26 protein-coding genes and 1 pseudogene are annotated in these 22,858 nt (G+C 47.2%); 5 read left to right on the top strand and 22 right to left on the bottom strand.

All coding sequences use genetic code 11. From position 1 onward, the window contains the following. Window positions 1-4: 4 nt before the first annotated feature. From LIN98_RS03365 to LIN98_RS03420, 12 genes are read right to left on the bottom strand one after another with little or no spacing between them, the layout of a single operon-like run. A complete protein-coding gene (locus LIN98_RS03365; RefSeq protein WP_148326232.1) occupies window positions 5-589 on the bottom strand; it encodes a LolA family protein in 585 nt (194 codons plus the stop codon). Next, window positions 586-1,032, bottom strand: a complete 447-nt coding sequence (locus LIN98_RS03370; protein ID WP_005568651.1) for an acyl-CoA thioesterase — start codon at window positions 1,030-1,032, stop codon at window positions 586-588. Before LIN98_RS03370 ends, LIN98_RS03365 begins: the two co-directional genes overlap by 4 nt. Further along, window positions 1,029-1,955: a lysophospholipid acyltransferase family protein gene (locus LIN98_RS03375; RefSeq protein WP_005568653.1), complete on the bottom strand. Its 927-nt coding sequence runs from the start codon at window positions 1,953-1,955 to the stop codon at window positions 1,029-1,031. Before LIN98_RS03375 ends, LIN98_RS03370 begins: the two co-directional genes overlap by 4 nt. Next, window positions 1,952-2,674 (bottom strand): glycosyltransferase family 2 protein, encoded by a 723-nt coding sequence (locus LIN98_RS03380; protein ID WP_005568655.1) that lies wholly within the window; start codon window positions 2,672-2,674, stop codon window positions 1,952-1,954. The genes LIN98_RS03375 and LIN98_RS03380 overlap by 4 nt, the downstream gene beginning before the upstream one ends. Then, on the bottom strand, window positions 2,674-4,035 hold the full coding sequence (locus tag LIN98_RS03385; RefSeq protein ID WP_005589397.1) for an AMP-binding protein: 1,362 nt from the start codon (window positions 4,033-4,035) through the stop codon (window positions 2,674-2,676). Before LIN98_RS03385 ends, LIN98_RS03380 begins: the two co-directional genes overlap by 1 nt. Continuing rightward, window positions 4,032-4,577 carry a COG4648 family protein gene (locus LIN98_RS03390; protein ID WP_005585796.1) on the bottom strand — a complete coding sequence of 182 codons (546 nt, stop codon included), beginning with the start codon at window positions 4,575-4,577 and terminating at the stop codon, window positions 4,032-4,034. Before LIN98_RS03390 ends, LIN98_RS03385 begins: the two co-directional genes overlap by 4 nt. 24 nt (window positions 4,578-4,601) lie before the next feature. Further along, the gene (locus LIN98_RS03395) at window positions 4,602-6,269 is read right to left on the bottom strand and encodes an ApeI family dehydratase (RefSeq protein WP_005568659.1); all 1,668 of its coding nucleotides are present in this window, start codon (window positions 6,267-6,269) and stop codon (window positions 4,602-4,604) included. After that, window positions 6,269-6,520, bottom strand: a complete 252-nt coding sequence (locus tag LIN98_RS03400; protein ID WP_005545149.1) for an acyl carrier protein — start codon at window positions 6,518-6,520, stop codon at window positions 6,269-6,271. The genes LIN98_RS03395 and LIN98_RS03400 overlap by 1 nt, the downstream gene beginning before the upstream one ends. 2 nt (window positions 6,521-6,522) lie before the next feature. Further along, window positions 6,523-6,786, bottom strand: coding sequence for a phosphopantetheine-binding protein (locus tag LIN98_RS03405; RefSeq protein ID WP_005568660.1), 264 nt, complete (start codon window positions 6,784-6,786; stop codon window positions 6,523-6,525). Next, the gene (locus LIN98_RS03410; protein WP_005545153.1) at window positions 6,764-7,552 is read right to left on the bottom strand and encodes a lysophospholipid acyltransferase family protein; all 789 of its coding nucleotides are present in this window, start codon (window positions 7,550-7,552) and stop codon (window positions 6,764-6,766) included. The genes LIN98_RS03405 and LIN98_RS03410 overlap by 23 nt, the downstream gene beginning before the upstream one ends. Next, on the bottom strand, window positions 7,537-8,280 hold the full coding sequence (locus LIN98_RS03415; protein WP_005545155.1) for a beta-ketoacyl synthase chain length factor: 744 nt from the start codon (window positions 8,278-8,280) through the stop codon (window positions 7,537-7,539). The genes LIN98_RS03410 and LIN98_RS03415 overlap by 16 nt, the downstream gene beginning before the upstream one ends. A 29-nt stretch (window positions 8,281-8,309) precedes the next feature. After that, window positions 8,310-8,633, bottom strand: coding sequence for a hypothetical protein (locus LIN98_RS03420; RefSeq protein ID WP_005568661.1), 324 nt, complete (start codon window positions 8,631-8,633; stop codon window positions 8,310-8,312). A gap of 27 nt (window positions 8,634-8,660) precedes the next feature. On the opposite strand from LIN98_RS03420, the gene LIN98_RS03425 reads away from it, so the two are divergent. Next, the gene (locus LIN98_RS03425; protein WP_005544252.1) at window positions 8,661-9,086 is read left to right on the top strand and encodes a hypothetical protein; all 426 of its coding nucleotides are present in this window, start codon (window positions 8,661-8,663) and stop codon (window positions 9,084-9,086) included. 100 nt (window positions 9,087-9,186) lie between these two features. Here the strand turns inward: LIN98_RS03425 and LIN98_RS03430 are convergent, their stop codons facing one another. From LIN98_RS03430 to purM, 5 genes are all read right to left on the bottom strand, one after another. Then, window positions 9,187-9,900 (bottom strand): HAD-IA family hydrolase, encoded by a 714-nt coding sequence (locus LIN98_RS03430; protein WP_005545162.1) that lies wholly within the window; start codon window positions 9,898-9,900, stop codon window positions 9,187-9,189. A 13-nt stretch (window positions 9,901-9,913) separates the two neighbouring features. Then, window positions 9,914-10,804, bottom strand: coding sequence for a tyrosine recombinase XerC (gene xerC / locus LIN98_RS03435; RefSeq protein ID WP_005544248.1), 891 nt, complete (start codon window positions 10,802-10,804; stop codon window positions 9,914-9,916). A gap of 9 nt (window positions 10,805-10,813) precedes the next feature. Further along, window positions 10,814-11,638: a diaminopimelate epimerase gene (gene dapF / locus LIN98_RS03440; protein WP_005545164.1), complete on the bottom strand. Its 825-nt coding sequence runs from the start codon at window positions 11,636-11,638 to the stop codon at window positions 10,814-10,816. A 78-nt stretch (window positions 11,639-11,716) separates the two neighbouring features. After that, window positions 11,717-11,896, bottom strand: coding sequence for a formyl transferase (locus LIN98_RS03445; RefSeq protein WP_005544245.1), 180 nt, complete (start codon window positions 11,894-11,896; stop codon window positions 11,717-11,719). Beyond that, complete coding sequence (gene purM, locus LIN98_RS03450) at window positions 11,896-12,924, bottom strand: phosphoribosylformylglycinamidine cyclo-ligase (RefSeq protein ID WP_012820874.1); 1,029 nt, start codon at window positions 12,922-12,924, stop codon at window positions 11,896-11,898. The genes LIN98_RS03445 and purM overlap by 1 nt, the downstream gene beginning before the upstream one ends. 182 nt (window positions 12,925-13,106) lie before the next feature. On the opposite strand from purM, the gene LIN98_RS03455 reads away from it, so the two are divergent. Further along, a complete protein-coding gene (locus LIN98_RS03455) occupies window positions 13,107-13,607 on the top strand; it encodes a surface-adhesin E family protein (RefSeq protein WP_005545169.1) in 501 nt (166 codons plus the stop codon). A gap of 101 nt (window positions 13,608-13,708) precedes the next feature. Here the strand turns inward: LIN98_RS03455 and clpB are convergent, their stop codons facing one another. Further along, window positions 13,709-16,279, bottom strand: a complete 2,571-nt coding sequence (gene clpB / locus LIN98_RS03460) for an ATP-dependent chaperone ClpB (RefSeq protein ID WP_014167565.1) — start codon at window positions 16,277-16,279, stop codon at window positions 13,709-13,711. A 264-nt stretch (window positions 16,280-16,543) separates the two neighbouring features. On the opposite strand from clpB, the gene LIN98_RS03465 reads away from it, so the two are divergent. Next, entirely contained in the window at window positions 16,544-17,125 is a 582-nt protein-coding gene (locus tag LIN98_RS03465) for a ComEA family DNA-binding protein (RefSeq protein WP_041915469.1), read from the top strand. Between the two features lie 72 nt (window positions 17,126-17,197). On the opposite strand, the gene asd is transcribed toward LIN98_RS03465, so the two are convergent. Together asd and LIN98_RS03475 are read right to left on the bottom strand one after the other, a co-directional pair. Continuing rightward, entirely contained in the window at window positions 17,198-18,310 is a 1,113-nt protein-coding gene (asd, locus tag LIN98_RS03470) for an aspartate-semialdehyde dehydrogenase (RefSeq protein ID WP_005569603.1), read from the bottom strand. A gap of 183 nt (window positions 18,311-18,493) precedes the next feature. Continuing rightward, window positions 18,494-19,306, bottom strand: a complete 813-nt coding sequence (locus LIN98_RS03475) for a Cof-type HAD-IIB family hydrolase (RefSeq protein WP_005568673.1) — start codon at window positions 19,304-19,306, stop codon at window positions 18,494-18,496. A gap of 145 nt (window positions 19,307-19,451) precedes the next feature. Between LIN98_RS03475 and LIN98_RS03480 the strand changes: the two genes are divergently transcribed. Together LIN98_RS03480 and nfuA are read left to right on the top strand one after the other, a co-directional pair. Further along, entirely contained in the window at window positions 19,452-20,138 is a 687-nt protein-coding gene (locus LIN98_RS03480) for a DNA utilization protein GntX (RefSeq protein WP_005568674.1), read from the top strand. Between the two features lie 116 nt (window positions 20,139-20,254). Continuing rightward, the gene (nfuA, locus tag LIN98_RS03485) at window positions 20,255-20,839 is read left to right on the top strand and encodes a Fe-S biogenesis protein NfuA (RefSeq protein ID WP_005589244.1); all 585 of its coding nucleotides are present in this window, start codon (window positions 20,255-20,257) and stop codon (window positions 20,837-20,839) included. Window positions 20,840-20,884: 45 nt separating this feature from the next. Here nfuA and LIN98_RS03490 read toward each other — a convergent pair. Continuing rightward, window positions 20,885-21,319: pseudogene (locus LIN98_RS03490) on the bottom strand (phosphoribosyl-AMP cyclohydrolase). 16 nt (window positions 21,320-21,335) lie between these two features. Further along, on the bottom strand, window positions 21,336-22,838 hold the full coding sequence (gene brnQ / locus LIN98_RS03495) for a branched-chain amino acid transport system II carrier protein (protein WP_390884528.1): 1,503 nt from the start codon (window positions 22,836-22,838) through the stop codon (window positions 21,336-21,338). Window positions 22,839-22,858: the final 20 nt, after the last annotated feature.

Consider the following 22,858-nt stretch of genomic DNA (forward strand, 5'->3'; position numbering starts at 1 on the left):
TTTTTTATTCTAACGCGGATTGTGCGAACGCCGCCAAAGGCTGATTTTGTTGAATATGGTCAAATTGAATGTGGGTTTTATCGCCCTGTTTTTCGTTTAACACAATGGCTTTCACCACCTCATCACCTTGAATCTGAATATCGGTAAAAATCTGTTTCATCAGCAAGGAACTTGGCGTTAAAGTCAATTGCCAGTTTTTCGCCTCGCCCGACAACGCCACCTCAAACTGCGCTTTCAAACCGGAAATATCGCCCGACAATAAGCCCAAAAACAGGCTAATTTGCTGCGCCTGCCCCATGTTGCCGTTTGCCACCCATTGCTTGCCGTCCCATTGCATAATGCCGTCGGTTTTCACCCGCAGTTGGTTGGTGAAGGGTTTTTCCATTTGCCATAACAAGCCTTTTTTCGCCAACAAGGTGAACTTGCCTTGTGTGGTAATGGGCTTAGCAAGGGATTTGAGACAACGTTGCTGGGTGAAATTGCCCTGCACGTTTTGCGGGGTTTGTAGCAATGTAATGAGTTCCGCTTCGGAAAAGGCAAAGGTCAGCGGGCTGAAAAGCAGGCAGCAAAGGACAAAAAATGTCTTCATGATGCGTTCTCCGCCTGAAAAGTGCGGTGATTTTCCACCGCACTTCGCCAACACGGCGGGGTTTGCAACTGCATTTCGCCGCTTTTGATTTCCACCGCCACTTGCGTGGTACTGCCGCTGGTGAGTTTTTGATTGGTCACCGCATCACGAATGACATAATCGATGCGAATGCAGCTTTCGTATTCCACCAACGCCAGTTCCACCAGAATTTTCTGGCGAAAAACGGTCGGTTGCACATATTTCAAATTTAATTTTACCACCGGCCAGCCGTACCCTTTTTCTTTCATCACATCATAAGTGTAGTGAATTTCTTCCAGAAAGGCACAGCGCGCCATTTCCAGATATTTCACATAATGCCCGTGCCACATGATATTCATGGAATCCACGTCAAAAAACTGAATTTCATATTCGGAGGCATGATGGCAGTAAATGTGTTTTTTCATTTTGAATAATCGTCCCAGAAATCGTAAAAATTAAACCAATAGAGCGGATTTTCTTCACATTCTTTGGCAAGAATATCGGCATATTGTTGCATGGCGCGTTTGATATTCTCGTTGCGCTGTTTGCCTCTGCCTTCAATGGGCGGGGAAAAATGACGCAATTTTAAATGGTATTCGCCGCGTTTTTTCACGCAGAACACAGTATTAATCGGCGTTTTCAACAAGCTCGCCAACAACCACGGGCCCTGCGGGAAGGTTGCCGGTGAACCCAGAAAATCCACCTGTTCGGTTTTATTGCCACGCACCGGAATGCGATCGGCGGCAATAGAGATCCACTCGCCCCGTTCAATACGTTCATTCAATTCCAGCATTTTTTGCGTATCCAAATCTTCCACCTGAATTAACGGCAACGAGGTGGCGCCCGCCTTTTCCAAGGCCTTGTTAAATGCCTGCGCATGGCGATTATGCACCAAAATATTCAGGCGGAAATTGCCGTGATGTCTGCTGTCCACCAGCGCACGACAAATTTCAATATTGGCGAAATGGGAGCAAATCAGAATCTGCCCGCGCCCTTCGGAACGAATGTCACGATACACGTTATCACTATCGTCCAAAATCAAATCGGGATAACGGATTTTTTTCTGCCACACGGCAAAACGATCGGCGATGGCTTCGCCGAAGGCTAAAAAATGACGGAATAAGGCATAGCGGGGCAGGGTCAACTGCGGGAACGTGCGCTGTAAACGCTGATGATAACGGCGAATGTGGCGACGTGCTTTTGCGGAGGTGAGGAAAAAATAACTCACTACGACAAAGGTCACGATTCGAATCACCCAAAGTGGGCAATATTGCACGATCAAACGGGTTAAGTTTAAGAAAAACTTGCTGCCCCGTTCATGTTGTTGCGCCCAATGTTGTGAAGTCATACTTTCCGCCCCGTGCAAATGCGCCACAGCATACCAAAAAATAATCGGGTGTGCAGTTTGCTGATCTCCCAGTTATCGGCAAACCCGCGAAAATGCGAAATGCCGCCCGGTTCGTAACGCACCGGCGTATCCACCCACACCAACGGGATTTGGTACCAATGGGCTTTCACCAAAATATCAATATCAAAATCCATGCGATTGCCAAGGGATTCCTGTTGCATGAGCGATAAAATGGAAGCTAAAGGATACAACCGAAAACCGCACATACCGTCTTTAATGTCCAGGGAAAGGGTATGAATGGCGTTCCAGAAATCGGTGATTTTGCGTCCGTACAGGCGCGCTTTCGGTGCGTCGTCGCTATAAAGCGGGCGACCGCAAATAAGTGCGGTGGGATTTTTCTGCATTTCTGCGATCATTTTTAACACATCGGGCAAGTGATGTTGCCCGTCCGCATCCACTTGCACGGCGTGACTAAATCCCATATCCGCCGCAAGGCGAAAACCCGTTTTCATTGCCGCACCTTTGCCGCCGTTGGTCGGGCAATAATGTATAAAAACCTCAGGCTGTTGTTGTAACGTCCGAAGGACGCTAAGGTGATTTTCGGCGGAACCGTCATCCACGACCAAAACGGGTAAATCCAAGGCGCGCAACTGCCTTACCACCTCGCCTACAGTGGCGGAATGGTTGTAATGAGGAATAATCACAATGACCTTTTGCATTAAAAATGTTCCTCTTTTTCCGTTAAAAATACCTGATAAAAAGCCTCTTTGCTGAGTTTTGACTGGCTGTTGCGCGGCAACTCCGTGGTGAATCGCCAAAAACGTGGCAAGCCGGCGCGCTCTTGGGTTTGCATTAAAAACGCGCGTAATTCATTGACAAATTCATGACGCCCTTGTTGCCGGTACGCCGCAATGCCCGCCTCATTCAAAGCGACCCAAGCTGCCGGACGTAAATGCTGCGGATGTTGCGCCACATAACAATCCGTCACCCAGGGATGGCGCAATAAATCCTGTTCGATTTTCACCAGAGAAATACGTTTATCACCGAATTTCACAATGCGATCAAGGCGTCCCAATAAATTGAATTTGCCGTCAATCAATTCGGCGGCATCGGCGGTTTGCTCACGTTGGTTGAGCCACTCAGATTCCACCCATAGAGCGCCTTCTTCGTTTAATCCAACGGTTGTGAGCGGGGTCGGTTGCCACAAGCCGTCATCAGCACGAAAAGCGATGGCGCCGGTTTCCGTACTGCCGTAGCATTCAATCAGCTTAACGCCTAATCTCTCGCGGATGGCGTTGCCCACGTCGGCAGGCAATACGCCGCCGGAGGAAATGACGCCTGCAAAAGCGCATTGTTTTAATTTCGTGTCGGCTAAATTTAAACGGGTCAACAATGCCGGGCTACTAATCCACACCGTTTTCGGCGCGAGCAGACTTTCTTCAATTAAATATTCCGGATAAGGCAACTGCTTTCGGGCAATGCTCCAGCCCATGGTGAGGGGTAGAATAATGCGATAGGACAAGCCGTAATGGTGTTGAGCGGAAACGCTGGAGACCAAATGAATGTCATTGCCGGTGGAGAAAGGCAAGGATTGACGAATCGCCGCCGATTCCAGCCACATCTGTGCGGCGGTCTTCACCAGAATCTTCGGCTGACCGCTGCTGCCGGAGGTTTTCAGCCAGATTTCCGTTTGGTTACAGACATTAAAGTGCGGTCGTTTTGCCGGGTGTTTTTGCGAGGCGTGTTGCGTGATGCCATACTCGGCGAACAACGCATCATCCAACAAAAAATCGGCGTTTTCTTTGATCCATTGCTGATTTTCCGCCAGTAAATTGGGTGGCAGTAAAATCCGCACACCGGCATGAAAGCACGCCAACATGGCGCAGGCAAACAAGGCGGCATCGTCAAACCAGAACGCCACGGATTTCACGTTATCCTGTGTCAACTGCTCAGCAATTTGCCGTGCGCGTGTACGAAAATCCGCCCATTGCCAATCGGGATTGCGCGCAATCAGCGCGGTCTCATCGCCTTGGTCATGCCATAAATCGGGGATATTGAAAAAATGTAGGTTATTTATCATGTTTGTTGTTTTTTGACTTTTTGTCGAACCAGCCATTCCCCCGCCATCACCATGCCGATGAAGCAATAAGAAAGCACGCCGGTGTATAACGCCCAGAAATCGTAATATTTCAACCAAATTGCCGAGGCGATAATGACGATATTAATCACGAAGACACCGCACCACAGTTGGGTTACTTTACGCGTATAACGCACACCGGCTTCGCTTAAATCGGGTGTCTGCAAACGGGCGAGACGCTCTACCACGGTTTGTTCGCTCCATAAGCTGCCACCGAACAGGGACAACATTAAGCCGTTAATAATAATGGGATACCAAAACATGGTTTCAACGGAACGGGTGATGCCCACCACCGCCAGAATCAATGCCATCGCCCAAGCGAAATAGCGCTGCCCTTGCTGCTGAAAGAAGCCTTTCGCCGCCCACAGCAATGCCATTATCCAAGGCAAATAAAACAACGGCGTTTGATCTTCGGCAAACAACCAAATGATGGGATAAGCCACGCCGGTGAGGCTGAGTAACACATTAATAAGTACTTTCATCATCGTGTTCCGAGGACGGCTGTGCGACTATGTTCGTGCCAAAATCGCCACGCCGCTACAACAGATTTCATTGTCCACCTTTAACTGAAAGGTGATTTTGTCCAGCGATTCGTTGGCGTTCAGTTGCAATATGAAGGTGTCGTTCGGACGAAGGAATTTCTGGAACTTGAGTTTATCGACGCGACTAAATGTCACTTCACGCCCCAAGAACGCGTTCACTTTTTCGCTAATCCATTGCAGCTCAATGACGCCCGGCACAAGCGGAAAATTGGCGAAATGATCTTTCAAATACAGCAAATCCAAAGGCACTTTGCCCGTCGCCTGATAATGTCGCTCATCTTTTTCCTGCGTAAACCAAATCGGATCACGCTGTGCTTCCACACAAGTGCGGTTAAATTCCGGCTTATTTATTTTCGATTGACTGTTGCGCGGAAGTTTATCGGTAAAACGCCAGAAACGCGGAATGGCGGTTTTGTCCTGGGTTTCCGCCAAATAATCTTTGAACTGTTCGATGAGATAACGACGCCCCTTTTCACGCAAAATTTCCACACCCTGCGCATGTAAACCGACCCACGCCGCCAAGCGGGGGACCTCGGGATGTTGTGCGATATAACAATCGTCCACCCAGTCATGTTGCAGCAATTTGCCTTCAATGCCGGCAAGGGAGGTGCGTTTATCGCCGATTTTCACAATGCGATCGCTACGCCCGAGCAGGCGGAAGCCGTCCGCTAAAAATTCCACCATATCGGCGGTTTGTTCGCGGGCGGACAACCAGCAACCTTCAATCCACAGGGCACCCTGTTCATCACTGCCTAATCGACTGTTCGGTAACGTTTGCCACAAATGAATGTCGTCACGAATGGCGATCGGGCCGGTTTCCGTGCTGCCATAGATCTCAATCACCGGTTGTTGCAACACCTGGCGCATTTGCTCGGAAATGTCTTCCGCCAATGCGCCGCCGGAAGAAATCACCCCCGCAATGGTTTGCGGCATTTTGGTATTCTGCCAGTCAATTCGCGACAACATAGTGGGGCTGCTGACTACCACGGTTTGCGTGCTTTTTTGCGCTTCGCTGATGATACATTCCGGATAAAACTGTTGTTTGCGCCCGATTTGCCAACCATTCACCAAAGACATCATGATATGCACGGTTAAGCCGTAAATATGCTGAATACTGACGGTGCTCAAGGCGGTAACGGTGTTATCCGCGTTAAACGGCAATGCCGTGGCAAGGGCTTCCGCACCAAGCCACATTTGTTCGGCGGTTTTCACGATGGTTTTCGCTTCTCCGGTGCTGCCGGAGGTTTTCAGCCAGATTTCGGTCTGATTGGTGTAGTCAAAGAGCGGTGGATTTTGCGGGTGTTTTTCAATGTGGCGGGATTCACCAAAGCGATCAAACCATTCCGCTGTCGGTTGGTCTATGTCGCTGTCGGTGAGCCAGAGATCGGCATTTTCATTCACCCATTGAATGCTTTCCGGGGTGAAATTCGGTGGAAATAACACCCGCACATTGGCGTGCCACGCAGCTAATAAGGTGCACGCCAGTTTGGCACCGTCTTCCAGCCAAACGGCAATGGCTTTAATTTGACGCTGTTGTAATTCGGCGGAAATTTGCAGAGCTTTTTGTGTGAAATCCGCATAACACCACTCGGGATGGTTTGCAATAAGACTATTGTCGGTATATTTGGCAAACATTATTGTGCGTTTTGGCTCAGTTTCAGAACGGCTTTAACCACATCATCCACGGTGCGGACATTACGAAAATCTTCCGCTTGTAATTTATGTCCGGTTTTTCGTTTAATGTGGTCGATTAAATCAATGGCATCAATGCTATCGATTTCCAAATCTTCGTACAGATTGGTGTCCGGTTTGATTCTCTCCGGTTCGATCTCAAATAAATATTCCAGCGCTTCACTGAGTAAGTCGCGGATTTCCTGTTCGGTCATGGTTATACCTCACCTTTTTGGCTGCGGATGAATTGCGCCAGCGTGGCGACGCTTGCAAAATGATCACGAAGTTGGGTTTGTTCGCTATCCAACTGTAAACCGAAGGTTTTTTGCACCGCCAGACCAAGTTCAAGGGCATCAACGGAATCCAATCCCAAACCGCTGTCGCTGAACAAGACAGTATCGTTATCAATGTCTTCAATACCAATATCTTCTAACGCGAGGCTATCAATAATAAGTTGTTTAAGCTGTTGTTCCAGTTCCATTTTCGTTGTCCTTTATATGTGTGTTGAAATAATTTTCCAGATATTTGGTTAAGCGGCGTGATGCCATAGGAATTGACTGTTCTTTCAGCCAATCTTGCGGGTCAATATCGTCACCAACAATCAATTCATAATGAATACGTTTGCGCGGGATTTTATACCACGGATGCCCTTTTTTTAAGCTGAGCGGATTCATCCGAATCACCACCGGCGTAATCACTTTGGCGCTGCGTAACCCGATGGATACCGCGCCGCGATTCAGTTTCACTTCGCCGTTCCAGCCTGTGCGCGTGCCTTCGGCAAACAGCAGTAACGCCTGTTGTTGCAACACTTCATGGCTTTGTTCCAACAGTTCTACGGATTCCGTATTAGGCAAAAAACCGCAGGCTAAAATTTGATTGCGCATGGTGGGGTTATCCAACAGCTCCTTTTTCACAATGCAATTCAGAGTTGGTGTTTTCCCCAAAATGAGCACCACATCCAATAAGGACGGGTGATTCGGCAAAATTAGCTGCCCGGTACGCCCAAGTTTTTCAAAGCCTTTATAACTCACCTCCAACACGCCGGCACAGGATAAATAGCGGATGAAATAATACCAGCTACCCCCAACAAAACGGCGCACTTTCAGTTGGGTTTGCAAATCGCCGTGTTTATGTTTACGTGCATAAGGATAAAGTACTAGTTGTAACAATGTGCCTGCCACGCCCCAAAACAGAAACCCGATGGTGGTGAACACAAAGCGGCGTAGCCAGTCTAGCTTTTCTGCCATAACCAAGCTCCCCCGGCGCTACTCGGCGTACGCCATTGCGTACAATCCAGATGTTGATTTTTCACCCATTCCAACGCCGTATCAGGAACATCGTCCGCTTTCGGTGCTTGATTAGTCAGGCTTAACTGATATTGCCCGCCCGCTTCAACCACCAATGCCAAAGCATAAATAAACGGCCGGCGCACCACAGGCTGCACGTTATAACGCAGCTCCAACGGCGATTCGGCAATCACCACCAACACTTTTTTTGCGCCTTCTTTGAGTAATAAATAGGCTTCCAATAATGCCACTTCCAAGTTGTCTTTATTTGCCGTTAAAGCGGTGGTTTCCGCTTTCACCTGACGGAACTCCGACCATTGGCCGATAAGGGCGTTATGCACCGACAAACTAAAGGAAGTCGGTGACACGTCACCTTCCGTCAATAATGAATACCATAACGTGAAATTCCGGTTAATTTCACTATTTGCGGAAGCGTACACTACAGGCAAATTGGATTGTTCCTCTACCAAATCCCAGGCGGCTTCAAAAAACAAACGGGCGGAATCGCTTAAACGACGACGTTTCAGCGGCGGAAGAAAAGCAAGTTTAGGCGAAAAATCGGCGAAATTTGCCTGATTTTGCTGCCAATGGGCATAACCCGATTTCCAATCCTCGGTGCTTAATTGCTTATTACACACGATTTTCCAATCGGCTATATTGAATGAAAACTGACAAATCGTTTGCGTCATGCTAGCTTATTGAAATAATTGATTAATCATTAAGTCTGTTTAACCTTGTAAGCCGACCTGATCAACACGATCGTCTTCATCGCCACGACGTTTATAAGATAAAAAAACCTAAGTTGCTTGACGGCGACGTCGCGCAAATCCGGTTTAGCTCCGGCGATAATACGGCTATTTCCTTTGACAGTGAAAAATAAAATACGATCACAATTGCCTTTTTCTTTCACCGGTTCGGCTAAAATAGTAAAGATAAAAACCGGGTCAATTTTACCTAGGCTCCGGTTCGAAAGCAATTGGCGCACCGCAAGAACCATGTATTCGTTATCAATAAAAATGCTATACTTACGTACGGTTTTCATCTTTTTTACTATCAAAAGGAGATTTTCATGAAACTGATGACTAAATTAACCCTTGCCGTTGCGACTGTATTTATCGCCGCCTGTGCCCCGCGTGATACCACTCATCACTATGATATTCAAAGTGTATTGAATTCCCCTGAAGCACAGCGTTTCCTCAACCCGAATGTAAAACTTTACTTCGGTAAACCGGCACCGGGTAAAGTGGTGGTCGACAATGCTGTCACCAACAAGAAAACCAATGCTGCCAACAAATCTGACGAAAAAGCCTGCAAACGCGCTTTCTTGTCTGCCGTTAAGCAATTACAGGATAAAGCACAATCTTCCGGCGCCACCAAAGTGGGCAATATCGTCAGTTACTACAAGAAAAACGTTTATAAAAGTACCACTCAATATGAATGCCACGCCGGTCATCTTATCGCTGGTGTAGCCTTAAAAGGCGATATTGTGAAATAAGTACTGGTAAACAGAGATAACGGGAGGGTTTCGCGTCCTCCCATTATCCAGAAGTGATTTAATACAAGTTGCTAAAAACGCTCTGAAAACCAACCGCACTTTATCCGTATAACTGCAACAAATCCGTCAACTCATTCATCTCCACCGTCGGCAAAATATGCACTTCGCTAAATTCAGTGATGTCTTTTCCGCTCAAATTTAACCATACAGACTGACAACCTGCCTGTATGGCGCCCTGCACATCCGTGCCTAAATTATCGCCGACATGTAAAATCTGTTCCGGTAGAATATTAAAATAGTGAGCAGTTTGCAGAAATAAATCTTTATGGGGCTTTGCCCGCCCATGCTTACCGCCGCGTAACACCAAATCAAACTGATCAAAACCGATACGCACGGGATCCACATTGCCGTTGGTAATTGCCACCAATTTATATCGCGGTTTTAGCTGTTGCAGAACGGCAAAACTTTGTGGCGGCACGTCAATTTGATGGCGCCAATGTAAGAAGTAATCCATCGCGGTTTGCGAAACACCGGCAATTTCCACCGCACTTTTGCCCCGTTCTGCCAGCAATACCTGCAAACTGCGCAAGCGCCATAAGGTCACATCTTCTGCCATCAGCGGATTATGTTGTGCGGTGGCTCTTTTATACGCCGCCCACATTTCCAAACTAAAATCCGCCATGTGGCAATGTTGTTGCACGAAGGTGACGAATTTCTGTTCCGCCGTGGTGATGACGTGCGAATTGTCGTAAAGGGTGTCGTCTAAATCAAAACTAATCACCTGAAAAGGCATTAAAGTGCGGTAGAATTTCATGGCGTTTTTTCCCTTATTTTTTACGTTTCGCGCGCGGGTGCGCGGCATCATACACCGCCGCCAAATGTTGGAAATTAAGGTGGGTATAAATTTGTGTGGTGGATAAATTGCTGTGTCCGAGCAGTTCTTGCACCGCGCGTAAATCGGAACTGGCTTCCAGCATGTGGGTGGCAAATGAATGGCGCAATTTATGCGGATTTAAATGGCTGTTCAAACCTTGCCGAATGCCCCAGGTTTCCAAACGCATTTGGATTGCGCGGTGTGACATTCGGTTACCCAATTGGCTGACAAATAACGCATTGTCTTTCGGGTTAAATAACAACCGCACTTTCAGCCATTGCTGAATGGCGTGGGAGGCATAACGCCCGAATGGCACCACCCGTTCCTTGTTACCTTTCCCGATAACCCGCACTTCACGCGAGCGGAGGTGAATGCTATTGAGATTCAAGCCCTGTAATTCGGACAAGCGCAAACCGGAACTATATAACAATTCGATGATCGCCCGATCACGAATATCAATGGGTTCTTTGCTGTCATTGGCAAGTAACAGCTGCACCTGATCGGTGTCAATATTTTTCGGTAGATGTTTCGCCTGTTTCGGCGCGGAAATGCCCGTCGCCGGATTCACTTTCAGTTCGCCCTGTTGCACCAAATAAGTCAAAAAACGGCGCAACGCAGAAAGGCGCAACGCCAGACTTTTTTCTTTTAAACCGTCCTGCTTACTGCTTTGCGCCACCACATAACGCACCACGCTCGCCGTCACCTGTTGCCATTGCGTAATACCCGCGCCCTGTAGAATCGCTGTGACCCGCGCAAGCTGGCGCTGATAATTGCTCAAAGTATGCGGGCTGACCTGACGTTCAACGCGCAGATAGGTGAAATAATGTTGCAAGGCATTTTGCATAAGCCACTCTTACAAACAAACCACGCCGTCATACACGTGGGTGGCGCTGCCGGTCATGTATAACGGATGCCCTTCGCCCTGCCATTCGATGGTCAAACTGCCGCCGGGCAAATCCACCTGCACTTCGTTATCCAACACGCCTTGCATAATACCCACCGCCACCGCCGCACAAGCGCCGCTACCGCAAGCCTGGGTTTCGCCGGTACCGCGTTCGTATACGCGTAGTTTGATGTGATGACGATTCACCACCTGCATAAAGCCCGCATTCACCCGTTCCGGAAAACGTTCATGATTTTCCAATAGCGGACCGAGTTGTTCCACATTGGCGGTTTGAATATCCTCCACCTGCACCACGCAATGCGGATTGCCCATAGATACCGCGCTGCACAGCACCGTTTGGATTTCCGTGCGCAGAATATAATTTTTCTCAAATTTATTGGCGGTAAACGGAATTTTATTCGGCTCCCAAATCGGTTCGCCCATGTTCACCCGCACGTTACCATCTTCTTTCACGGTCAGCAGCATTTTGCCGTTTTGCGTGCTTACGGCGATGTCTTTTTTATTGGTTAAGCCTTTGAGCGTCACGAAACGGGCAAAACAGCGTGCGCCGTTGCCACATTGCGCCACTTCGCTGCCGTCCGCGTTAAAAATGCGATAATGAAAATCCAGTTCGGGATCATAAGGTGGCTCCACCACCAATAGTTGATCAAAACCAACGCCGCGATGGCGATCCGCCAGGCGTTTGATGGTTTCCGTCGGGAAGTAAATGTTCTGTGTCACCGCATCCACCACCATAAAATCATTACCCAAACCGTGCATTTTGGAAAATTGCATGTGTATCCTTAAATTATTCAAACGATGGCAAGCATTATAATCAGCCCCGTCGGTTGAGTAAATCGATTGCTTCTATACTTAATATGAAGAAAAAGTGCGGTCGTTTTTCACCGCACTTTTTGCCTGTTGTAAGCCGAAAGCATCCGCGTTATTGCTAAACACACCGACGATTTCGGCATTTATAAAGGAAGATTTGCAGGCATCAATTCGCTTGCAAATTGGTTCCCTCTTCGGAAGGAGTACAACGATTTTTTTCATTAGCGAATAATCACTTGTGCTTCGTCGTTGCCTAAATGTTGCACTTCACCAATCACCCAGGCATTTTCCCCTGCCTGATGCAATAAACCGAGTGCGGTTTCCACATCTTCCTGCGGCAACGCCACAATCATGCCTACGCCACAGTTAAAGGTGCGGTACATTTCATGGTCGGTAATATTGCCTTGTTGTTGCAGCCAACTAAACACCGCAGGCCATTGCCAGCTGTTTTCATTGATAACGGCTTTCACGCTCGGCGGCAAGACGCGCGGGATATTTTCCCAAAAACCGCCGCCGGTTAAGTGGGCGATGGCGTGCACATCAACGTGTTTGATGAGCTGTAAAATGGATTTCACATAGATTTTCGTCGGTGCCAATAAATGATCGGCTAACGGACGATCGCCCACCTGCGCTTCGGCAGGGTTCACGCCGGACAGGTCCACAACTTTACGAATTAAAGAATACCCGTTGGAATGCGGCCCGCTGGAACCCAAGGCGATTAATGCGTCGCCCACTTTCACTTCGGAGCCGTCGATAATTTCGGATTTTTCCACCACGCCGACGCAGAAACCGGCAAGATTGTAATCCCCTTGATGGTACATTCCCGGCATCTCCGCCGTTTCCCCGCCGACCAATGCGCAACCGGATTGTTCACAACCGTTAGCAATGCCTTTAATTACGCTCGCGGCAACATCCACTTCTAATTTGCCGGTGGCGTAATAATCAAGGAAAAACAACGGTTCCGCACCTTGCACCACTAAATCGTTTACGCACATAGCAACCAAATCAACCCCGATGGTGTCGTGACGCTTTAAATCGATCGCCAAACGCAACTTTGTGCCCACGCCGCCCGTGCCGGAAACTAAAATCGGCTCTTTATATTTTGCCGGAATAGCGCACAATGCATTGAAACCGCTCATTACTTCCGGACGTGTTGTACGTTTGACGTCGGATTTAATACGTTCGACTAAGTCGTTACCGGCGCTAATGTCCACGCCGGCATCTTTGTAACTTAAGGATTGTTTGCTCACGATGGTTTCCTGTTAATTGCTTGAACGAAAATGATACATATTGTACCACGCTTACAAAATCGTTTGCGATATGGGCATGGGATTTTTCTGTTCGGTGGTGCTTTCAGTTAGCTATTCTACGGGAATTGTGCCAAAATGAAGTCATAGGAAAATAAGAGGTCGGAATGCAAAAGGAGTCTGATATGAAAAAAACGATCGTAATTCTCACCGCACTTTTATTGGCTGCCTGTACAAATCCCCCTGCAACCCAAACCGCCTCCGCCAAAAATGCCGACATTCCGCCACAACAAGAGGTGCCGATTACCCCGCCGAAAGACACCAAAAACGGCTTTCTACAACTCATGCCGGGCATTTTTTATTATGTGGATATGGATTCCATTTGGGTGGATAACCAAGACAAACGCCTGATTCATTTTGATGCGGTGATTAATTTAGATAAAGGGCTGTATGTGTTTAAAGAATATCCGGCGCTTTTCGCCAAATCCATGCGCCAGTATAAAATCCTGAACTGCGAAAACTTCTATTTCACCCACGTACGCAGCGATTTCTATGCCGATTTCTGGGGCGACGGCATCCGCACCGCACCAAAACGCCAGTCCCAACACACCATCACGCTGCAACCGCAATCTTCCCTGTATATTCTGGGGCAAGTGATGTGCGCCAATATGTATCGACGGAAGTAGGACAAAAAAGTGCGGTGAATTTTCACCGCACTTTCAATACAGTCCCACAAAAAAGCCATTTAGCATTCACTAAATGGCTTTTTAATCATTGAGTTAATGGCTTATTGTTTTGCCACGATTTGACCGTCCACGTAGTCCACATCAATCACTTTATCAGGCAGCAAGGCGCCGGATAAAATTTGTTGTGCCAACGGATTTTCGATTTCTTGCTGAATTGCCCGTTTGAGCGGACGTGCACCGAAAATCGGGTCGTAACCGATGTCGCTGATGAAATCAAGGGTAGCATCGGTAAAGTTCAACACATAGCCATGAGTTTCCATGCGACGGGTTAAGCGTCTTAATTGAATATCGGCAATTTGACGAATATTTTCTTTGTTCAACGGGTGGAACATGACGGTTTCGTCGATACGGTTGATAAATTCCGGACGGAAATAATGACCGACCACTTCCATCACCATGCTTTTCACGGTGTCGTACCCTTCCTGTGCGTGATCCTGAATCAAGTCGGAACCGAGGTTGGAGGTCATAATCACCACCGTATTGCGGAAATCCACGGTTCTGCCCTGTCCGTCGGTGAGACGACCGTCGTCCAACACTTGCAACAGAATGTTAAACACATCGTGATGCGCTTTTTCCACTTCGTCGAGCAAAATCACGGAATACGGACGGCGACGCACCGCTTCGGTTAAGTAACCGCCTTCTTCATAGCCCACATAGCCCGGAGGTGCGCCCACCAAACGGGACACGCTGTGTTTTTCCATGAACTCGGACATATCGATACGCACCATGGCATCTTCGCTGTCGAATAAGAAGGACGCCAAGGCTTTGCACAACTCGGTTTTACCCACACCGGTCGGACCTAAGAATAAGAAGGAACCAATCGGACGGTTCGGATCGGAAAGACCGGCGCGGCTACGACGAATAGCGTTCGCCACGGCATCCACCGCTTCGTTTTGACCGATAACCCGTTTGTGCAGAAATTCTTCCATGTGCAATAATTTTTCTTTTTCGCCTTCCATCATTTTAGCGACCGGAATACCGGTAGCGCGGGAAAGCACTTCGGCGATTTCTTCGTCGGTCACGCGATAGCGTAACAGACTCATTTCTTTGCCCTCGGCACCTTCCGCTTGGGCTAATTGTTTTTCCAAATCCGGAATTTTGCCGTATTGCAATTCGGACATTTTGCTTAAATCACCAGCGCGGCGTGCTTGTTCCATTTGCGTGCGGGCATTTTCCAATTCCGCTTTAATGTGTTGCGTGCCGGACAGCGCGGCTTTTTCCGATTTCCACACTTCTTCTAATTCGGCATATTCACGTTCTTTTTCCGCCAATTCTTTTTCCAGCATTTCCAAACGTTTACGGCTGGCATCGTCATCTTCTTTTTGCAACGCCTGTTGTTCCAGTTTGAGCTGGATAATACGGCGATCCAAACGATCTAACGGTTGCGGTTTGGAGTCAATTTCCATCCGAATGCTGGATGCCGCTTCGTCGATTAAGTCGATGGCTTTATCCGGCAACTGACGATCGGAAATATAACGATGAGAAAGCGTTGCCGCCGCCACGATTGCCGGGTCGGTAATTTGTACATGGTGGTGGATTTCATAACGCTCTTTCAAACCGCGCAAAATGGCGATGGTGTCTTCCACGCTCGGTTCGCCCACAAACACTTTTTGGAAACGACGTTCAAGCGCCGCGTCTTTTTCAATGTATTGACGATATTCATCCAAGGTAGTGGCGCCCACGCAATGCAATTCACCGCGCGCCAAACTTGGTTTGAGCAGGTTGCCTGCGTCCATGGCGCCGTCGGTTTTACCCGCGCCCACCATAGTGTGAATTTCATCGATGAACAAAATCACTCTGCCTTCTTCTTTGGCGAGTTCGTTTAACACCGCTTTCAAACGTTCTTCAAATTCGCCGCGATATTTCGCCCCGGCGATTAACGCGCCCATATCAAGCGACAGCACACGTTTGTTTTTCAACCCTTCCGGCACTTCGCCGTTCACGATACGCTGTGCCAAACCTTCCACAATGGCGGTTTTACCCACACCCGGTTCACCGATAAGCACCGGATTGTTTTTGGTACGGCGCTGCAACACTTGAATGGTGCGGCGGATTTCCTCGTCACGTCCAATCACCGGATCCAATTTGCCGCTTTCTGCGCGGGCGGTTAAGTCGATAGTATATTTTTCGAGTGCTTGGCGGCTTTCTTCCGCATTTTGATCATTCACTTTTTGTCCTCCGCGAATCTGCTCGATGGCTTGTAAAATCTGTTCTTTTTTCGCACCGCACTTTTTCAAAATCTCGCTCAGGGTGCCTTTTTCTTCTAAAGCGGCAAGCAAAAAGATTTCGGACGAAATAAATTTATCCTGCCGTTGTTGTGCCAATTTGTCACATAAATTCAAGATGTTAAGCAACTGACGGGAAATTTGCACATCGCCGCCGTTGCCGGACACTTGCGGGAGCTTGGCAAGCTCGTTGTTGATTTCGTTACGCAATAAAGCGACGTTTACGCCGCCGGTGGTGAGAATCGGTGCTATGGAACCGTCTTGTTGATTTAACAAGGCGCTCAATAAATGTACCGGTTCAATAAATTGATTATCCTTGCCGACCGCCAAAGATTGTGCTTCCGCCAAGGCTTGTTGGAATTTTGTGGTAAATTTTTCAATATTCATAATGTTTTCCCTTGAGTGTTCCAATGGATATTCTGTTGAACATTTATTCGCCAAAATTAAATAAGATCGTTTTAAAAGATTTCAAGGGAAAAATGCAAAAATTTTCATTTTGCCTATTGACTTTTCGGGCTTGATAGGTTTCGCCTCATTTGAACTTTTCACATGAAATTTTGTTCTAACGAGAACATTTATTGTATATTTTGTTACCTAAAAGTGCGGTGCTTTTTCACCGTGTTTTTTCATTCATCAGAAAAGGAAGAAAAAATGAAATCATTAAAATCGCTGTTTGCTGTAGCCGTCGTGATGACCGTTTCCACCACCGTATTCGCCGAAGAAAGCGTGTTCACGGAAGTCAAAGACGGGGCGAAATCCGCCTGGCAAACCGTTAAATCCGATGCCAAAACCGTGGGCGGTAAAGTGAAAGAGGGCGCGGTGAAAGTCAAAGACGCGACCAAAGAGAAATTCGTTGAAGCGAAAGAGGCGACTAAAGAGACCTTTACCAAAGCCAAAGATGCTACCAAGGAAAAATTTGCCGAAGGGAAAAAGGCGGTAAAAGACACCTTTCAAAATGAAAAACCGGAGCCGGTAGAAGATAAATCCACCGCCAAAGAGAAAAGTGCGGTGGAAAATAAAGCCAAAATCACACGCAGCAAAAAAGTGGATATTAACACTGCCGACGCAGCGACTTTAGAAAACCTATCCGGTATCGGTGAAGCAAAAGCTAAAGCAATTGTGGAATACCGTGAGAAAAACGGGAAATTTAAGAACCTGAATGACTTATCCAACGTGCCGGGTATCGGTGACGTGACCTTAGAAAAAGTCAAATCCCATGTGCGTTTTAACTAATCTTGACGGGTAAAAATAAGGGCTGTTCAACACAGCCCTTTGTTTTTGAAAGTATTTTTTGAAATTCGGTAATTATTTGACCAATTGCACCAAAATACGGCGAATCGGTTCTGCCGCGCCCCACAATAATTGGTCGCCCACGGTGAACGCCGCCAAATATTCCGGTCCAAGATTGAGTTTGCGTAAACGCCCGACCGGAACGCTCAATGTGCCGGTGACTTTGGTCGGTGTTAATTCGCGTAATGTGGTTTCTTTGTCGTTCGGGATCACTTTCACCCACTCGTTGTGCGAAGCCAAAATTTGTTCGATTTCGGCAAGCGGAATGTCGCGTTTCAATTTGATGGTGAAGGCTTGGCTGTGGCAACGCAACGCGCCGATACGCACGCATAAGCCATCCACCGGAATCGGGTTATCGCTCAAGCCCAGAATTTTCTTGGTTTCTGCGTAACCTTTCCATTCTTCTTTGGTTTGACCGCTTTCCAATAATTTGTCGATCCAAGGAATCAGGCTGCCCGCCAACGGTGCGCCGAAGTTATCAATCGGGAAGTCTTTGTCGCGCATTTTGGCGGTCACGGCACGTTCAATGTCTAAAATGGAAGAATTCGGATCCGCAAGTAAGCCTTTCACTTCGCCGTTTAACTCACCCATTTGCACCAATAATTCGCGCATATTTTTCGCACCGGCACCACTGGCGGCTTGGTAAGTGGCAACGGAGATCCATTCCACTAAATCTTTTTCAAATAAACCGCCTAACGCTATGAGCATCAAGCTGACAGTACAGTTACCGCCTACATAGGTTTTCACGCCGTTTTTCAAGCCTTCGCTGATCACGTGTTGATTCACCGGGTCCAACACGATAATCGCGTCTTCTTCCATACGCAATGCGGACGCCGCATCCACCCAGTAACCGCTCCAGCCGGTGGCTTTTAATTTCGGATAAACTTCGTTGGTGTAATCGCCGCCTTGGCAGGTGACGATAATGTCCAGTTTTTTCAGTTCTTCAATGTCGAACGCATTTTTCAAGGTGCCGGCGTCTTTACCGCCGAATGTCGGTGCAGCTTGTCCTGCTTGAGAAGTGGTAAAGAAGATCGGATTGATATTCGTAAAATCATTTTCCTGCTGCATACGATCCATTAAAACGGAACCCACCATTCCGCGCCAACCGATAAAACCAACGTTTTTCATAAGTTTGTCCTTCTAGATGAGATTGAAAAGATGTTGTGTAAAGGCTTAATTAATAGCAAGAGATCATGCACAAAAGCAAGTATTTTTCGATATTTTTTTGCTTTTAAAAAATAATCGAAAAAACGACCACACTTTTTTAAATGCTCGCATTTTCATCAATGTCGGTGCCACGATCGTAAAGGCTTAATCAATCAACCCTGCCTTCACCAGAAACCGATAAATGCCGTCTTGGTCGATAGGATCCGCCACATGATCGGCGATGGCTTTTAATTTCTCATGCCCGTTGCCCATGGCGACGCCGACACCCACGCGGCTTAACATTTCCAGGTCATTTAAACCGTCACCGAACGCCATCACATTTTCCATTGATAGCCCTAAATGCTTCACCGCCGTTTCAATGCCGCGCGCTTTGGAACCTTCCGCGTCGAACAAATCCACGGATTCCTCATGCCAGCGCACCATGCGCAAGCCATCCAATAAACCGCAATTTTGCACTAATTGGTCTTGTTCTTCACGGTAAAAAGGCAGAATCTGACTAATCGCATGGCGTTCAAAAAATGCTTTATCCACGGCATAATCCGTGGTAATCACATCAAAGGAGCTGGTCACCCGTGCATTTTTCTCCGACACGTTCACCGCGTCATCGGTAATAAACGCATAGGCAATATGATGTTGGTCGAAGAAATAGGTTAAGCGACGAATTTGCTCGGTTGGAATGGTATGCTTGGCAATCACTTGATTTTTGTGGGTCACGGATTGTCCGTTCATGGTCACGAACAACGCCATGCCTTCCTGCTCAACCAGCTGTTTCACCTGCCACGGGAACATGGTGCGCGAACGCCCGCTGGCAATGGCGGGAATAATGCCGTTTTGTTTGAGTTTGCGAATAAACAACGGCACGCTTGCGGGTAAATGATCCTGTTCTTTCATAAACAGGGTTTCGTCGATGTCAAAAAAGATCACTTTAATTTGGTCACGATAATTCGGGATCGTCATACTGTCTCTCTTTATTTAAAGCAAAAATGTCGCCGGATTTTATCATTTTTGCGAGGCGGATCCTAAACTCGATGAAAAAACATCGGAAAAAACTACCGCACTTTTATGATGCGACATTTCCATCCCTAAAAGTGCGGTCAATTTCATGAACGTTTTTCAATCCTGCTGCGTGCATTGCCACACGCCGCTTAAACTTGCCAAACATGGCTTATGCAGCCGTTGTAACCGCACCATTCGGCGTTTTGCCTATTGCGGTTGCTGCGGCGCGGAATTGGCGGAAAACGCATTACATTGCGGAAACTGTTTGCGGCAGGAACCGGCGTGGGATCGCATGGTGATTATCGGGCGTTATAACGAACCGCTTTCCACCTTAATTCATCGCTTTAAATTCCAAAATCAATTTTGGCTTGACCGCACCTTAGCCCGCCTGCTGTATCTGGCGATTCGCGATGCGCGTCGCACTCATCGGCTACCTTTGCCCGAGGTGATTCTTCCCGTGCCGTTACATCATTTTCGTCAATGGCGACGCGGTTATAATCAGGCGGATTTACTGGCGCAGCAATTAGCTAAATGGTTCAAAATTCCCGTTGATAACGGTTTGCTTCTCCGCACCAAACGAACACCGACACAGCGTGGCTTAACGGCAAAAGATCGGCGCCACAACCTGAAAAATGCTTTTCGAATTTCAACCAACGACAGACATTTTCCTTATCGTAGCGTGGCGTTAGTGGACGATGTGATCACCACCGGCTCCACCTTAAACGAAATCGCCAAGCGGTTACGCCAAGCCAACGTGGTACATATTCAGGTGTGGGGGCTTGCCCGTACATAACGCTCCCTTAAAAGAAAAGGCTAATCCGCTTTTTTATTATAGTAAAAGGTAGAAAAAAAACGGCGTGAGGCGTATCATATCCGACAAATTTAATCTGATTTTATTGTGGGAGAGTTATGCAACAAATTACTATTTCAGAAGCGGCGCAAGCGCATTTTCGCCGTTTATTGGATCAACAGGAAGAAGGCACTCATATTCGTATTTTCGTAGTCAATCCCGGCACGCCGAATGCCGAATGTGGCGTTTCTTACTGCCCACCGAATTCCGTTGAAGCCGACGACATGGAAATCAAATACGACAGTTTCTCCGCCTTTGTAGACGAAATCAGCCTGCCGTTTCTGGAAGATGCGGAAATTGATTACGTCACCGAAGAACTGGGCGCGCAGCTCACCTTAAAAGCGCCGAATGCCAAAATGAGAAAAGTCGCGGACGATGCGCCGCTAATCGAACGGGTGGAATATGTCATTCAAACCCAGATCAACCCGCAATTGGCAAGCCACGGCGGCAAAATCACCTTATTGGAAATCACCGATGACGGCTATGCCATTTTGCAATTCGGTGGCGGTTGCAACGGCTGTTCCATGGTGGATGTTACCCTGAAAGACGGCGTGGAAAAACAATTGGTCAATATCTTTCCGGGCGAATTAAACGGCGCCAGGGACGTCACCGAACACCGACGCGGCGAACATTCCTATTATTAAGCCAAAAGAAAACCACCCGATGAGGTGGTTTTTTGTCCGTAACAACTATTTTGTATGACGTTCTTTCAATTTCTCAATCATATCCGCCCAGTTTAAATCCGCGTTCTGCAATAACACCGTGAGGCGATAATGCAAAATCTGCACTTTAGCTCCAATTTAAAATTTTTTCCAGTTTACTGAAAAAATCTAATTCGGTTCATGCGGTAGGTGTCTAAAACAGCTTTCCGTACCGGTATGGCAAGTCGGTACGACAGGACTCGCCAAAATCAACAACGTATCCTGATCATCGCAGTCCGGACTCATATCCACCACGTTCAAGAAATTTCCCGAGGTTTGCTTTGCGCCCATGAAAAGAATGTCACTCTCTTCCTCACTAAGGTTTTTCAAAGTTTCTCTCCGGGAAATTAATATTTCACAGATTATGAAATTTTGTCTGAGAACAGGGAGGAGATTATTGCTTTTTTGTATGAATTTTTTCAAAGAAAAAATCCGTTCATTATTTTTTCGCCATTTTCCCTATCAAAATAGTCAACACCATCATACCTAATGCCGGAATTAACCACGCCAAACCATTGTCATATAAAGGGAAATTTTCAAGAAGCCGTTTTACGCCGGCAGGCAATAATTCCACGTTATTCAAGCTGTCGCACAAACTAAAACAAACGGTGATGATGATAGTGGCGTTATAGGTCAATTTCACCCATGGTAGTTTGGTGCGTACCATTTGTAACACCACCAGCATAATTGCCACCGGGTAAATTAATAACAAGGCGGGAATGGTCACTTGTAATAGTTTGGTTAAGCCGTTTTCGGAAATGATTGTAGTCATGATGGTAAAAAATACTACCCAGAAGGAATATGGCAAGCGGTTAGAAAATTTGGCAAAGTAGTAAGCGCAGGCGCTGGTAACACCTACAAGAGTAGTTAAACTCGCTAAGAAAATGATGCCTGACATAATCAAGGAGCCTTCTTTGCCGAACAACACGCCTACATAGCGGGAGAAAATTTGTCCGCCGTTGTTTGCCCCTTGCGCTACTGCGTCACTGGTGGCACCAAGATAGAATAAGGAAAAATACAGTGCAGCGAGTAATACCACTGAAATACAGCCGGCGAAAATGGTGTAACGCATGATTTTATGCGGCTCGGTGACATTTTTACTGCTTAATGCTCGGGCAACGATACCGCCGAAGGCGATCGCTGCCAACACATCCATGGTTTGATATCCACTGATTAAGCCTGTAGTTAGTACAGAACCCTCGGCATAGGCTTTGCTTGGCGCAGAGATCTCAGATAATGGGGAAATAAATACGGCAGCGGTAACCACCACCAATAACACCAATAACGCCGGCGTCATAAATTTGCCTACGCTGGAAATAATGGTGTTCGGTTTTAACATGAATAACATGGCGATAATGTTAAATGCCACGGCGAAAATCAGGTGGTTCGCGGAGGTGTCCGCCACAATCTCCAACGGTACCAACGCCATTTCATAGGCGACATTGGTAATGCGTGGCATGGCGAAAGTGGAACCAATCACCAAATATAAGGTGGCTAAAAACAGTACTTCTGCCCATTTCGGTAAATCGCGGGTGAGCTCTTCGCCGCGCCCTAAAACCGACACAACCACCAGTGTAATAAACGGCATTAATACGCCGGTGAGCACGAATCCTAAAGCAGCGATCGCCCAATGCTGCCCTGCGGTGTAGCCTTCCATAGGTGGAAAAATAATGTTTCCTGCGCCTAAAAACAGCGCGAAAATCATCATTCCTAAAACAACAATATCTTTACGTGAAAACATAATAAATTTCTCTTGTGATAAAAAGCCACGATATTCTACTACAAAAGCCTTACGATTCGTAATAAAATCATACAAAACGCAGAGAGTCATGACCGCACTTTTTCCATAATTCACCCATGCGAAGATTGAGTTAATCCTGCCTTTGTTGTAAACTATGCTCCCGTCTTGATAGATTATATTTATCCTAATTTTTCCATCCATCCCAATAGCAACAATATAGG

The organism is Aggregatibacter actinomycetemcomitans, from assembly GCF_023518055.1.
Classification (GTDB): Bacteria; Pseudomonadota; Gammaproteobacteria; order Enterobacterales; family Pasteurellaceae; genus Aggregatibacter; species Aggregatibacter actinomycetemcomitans.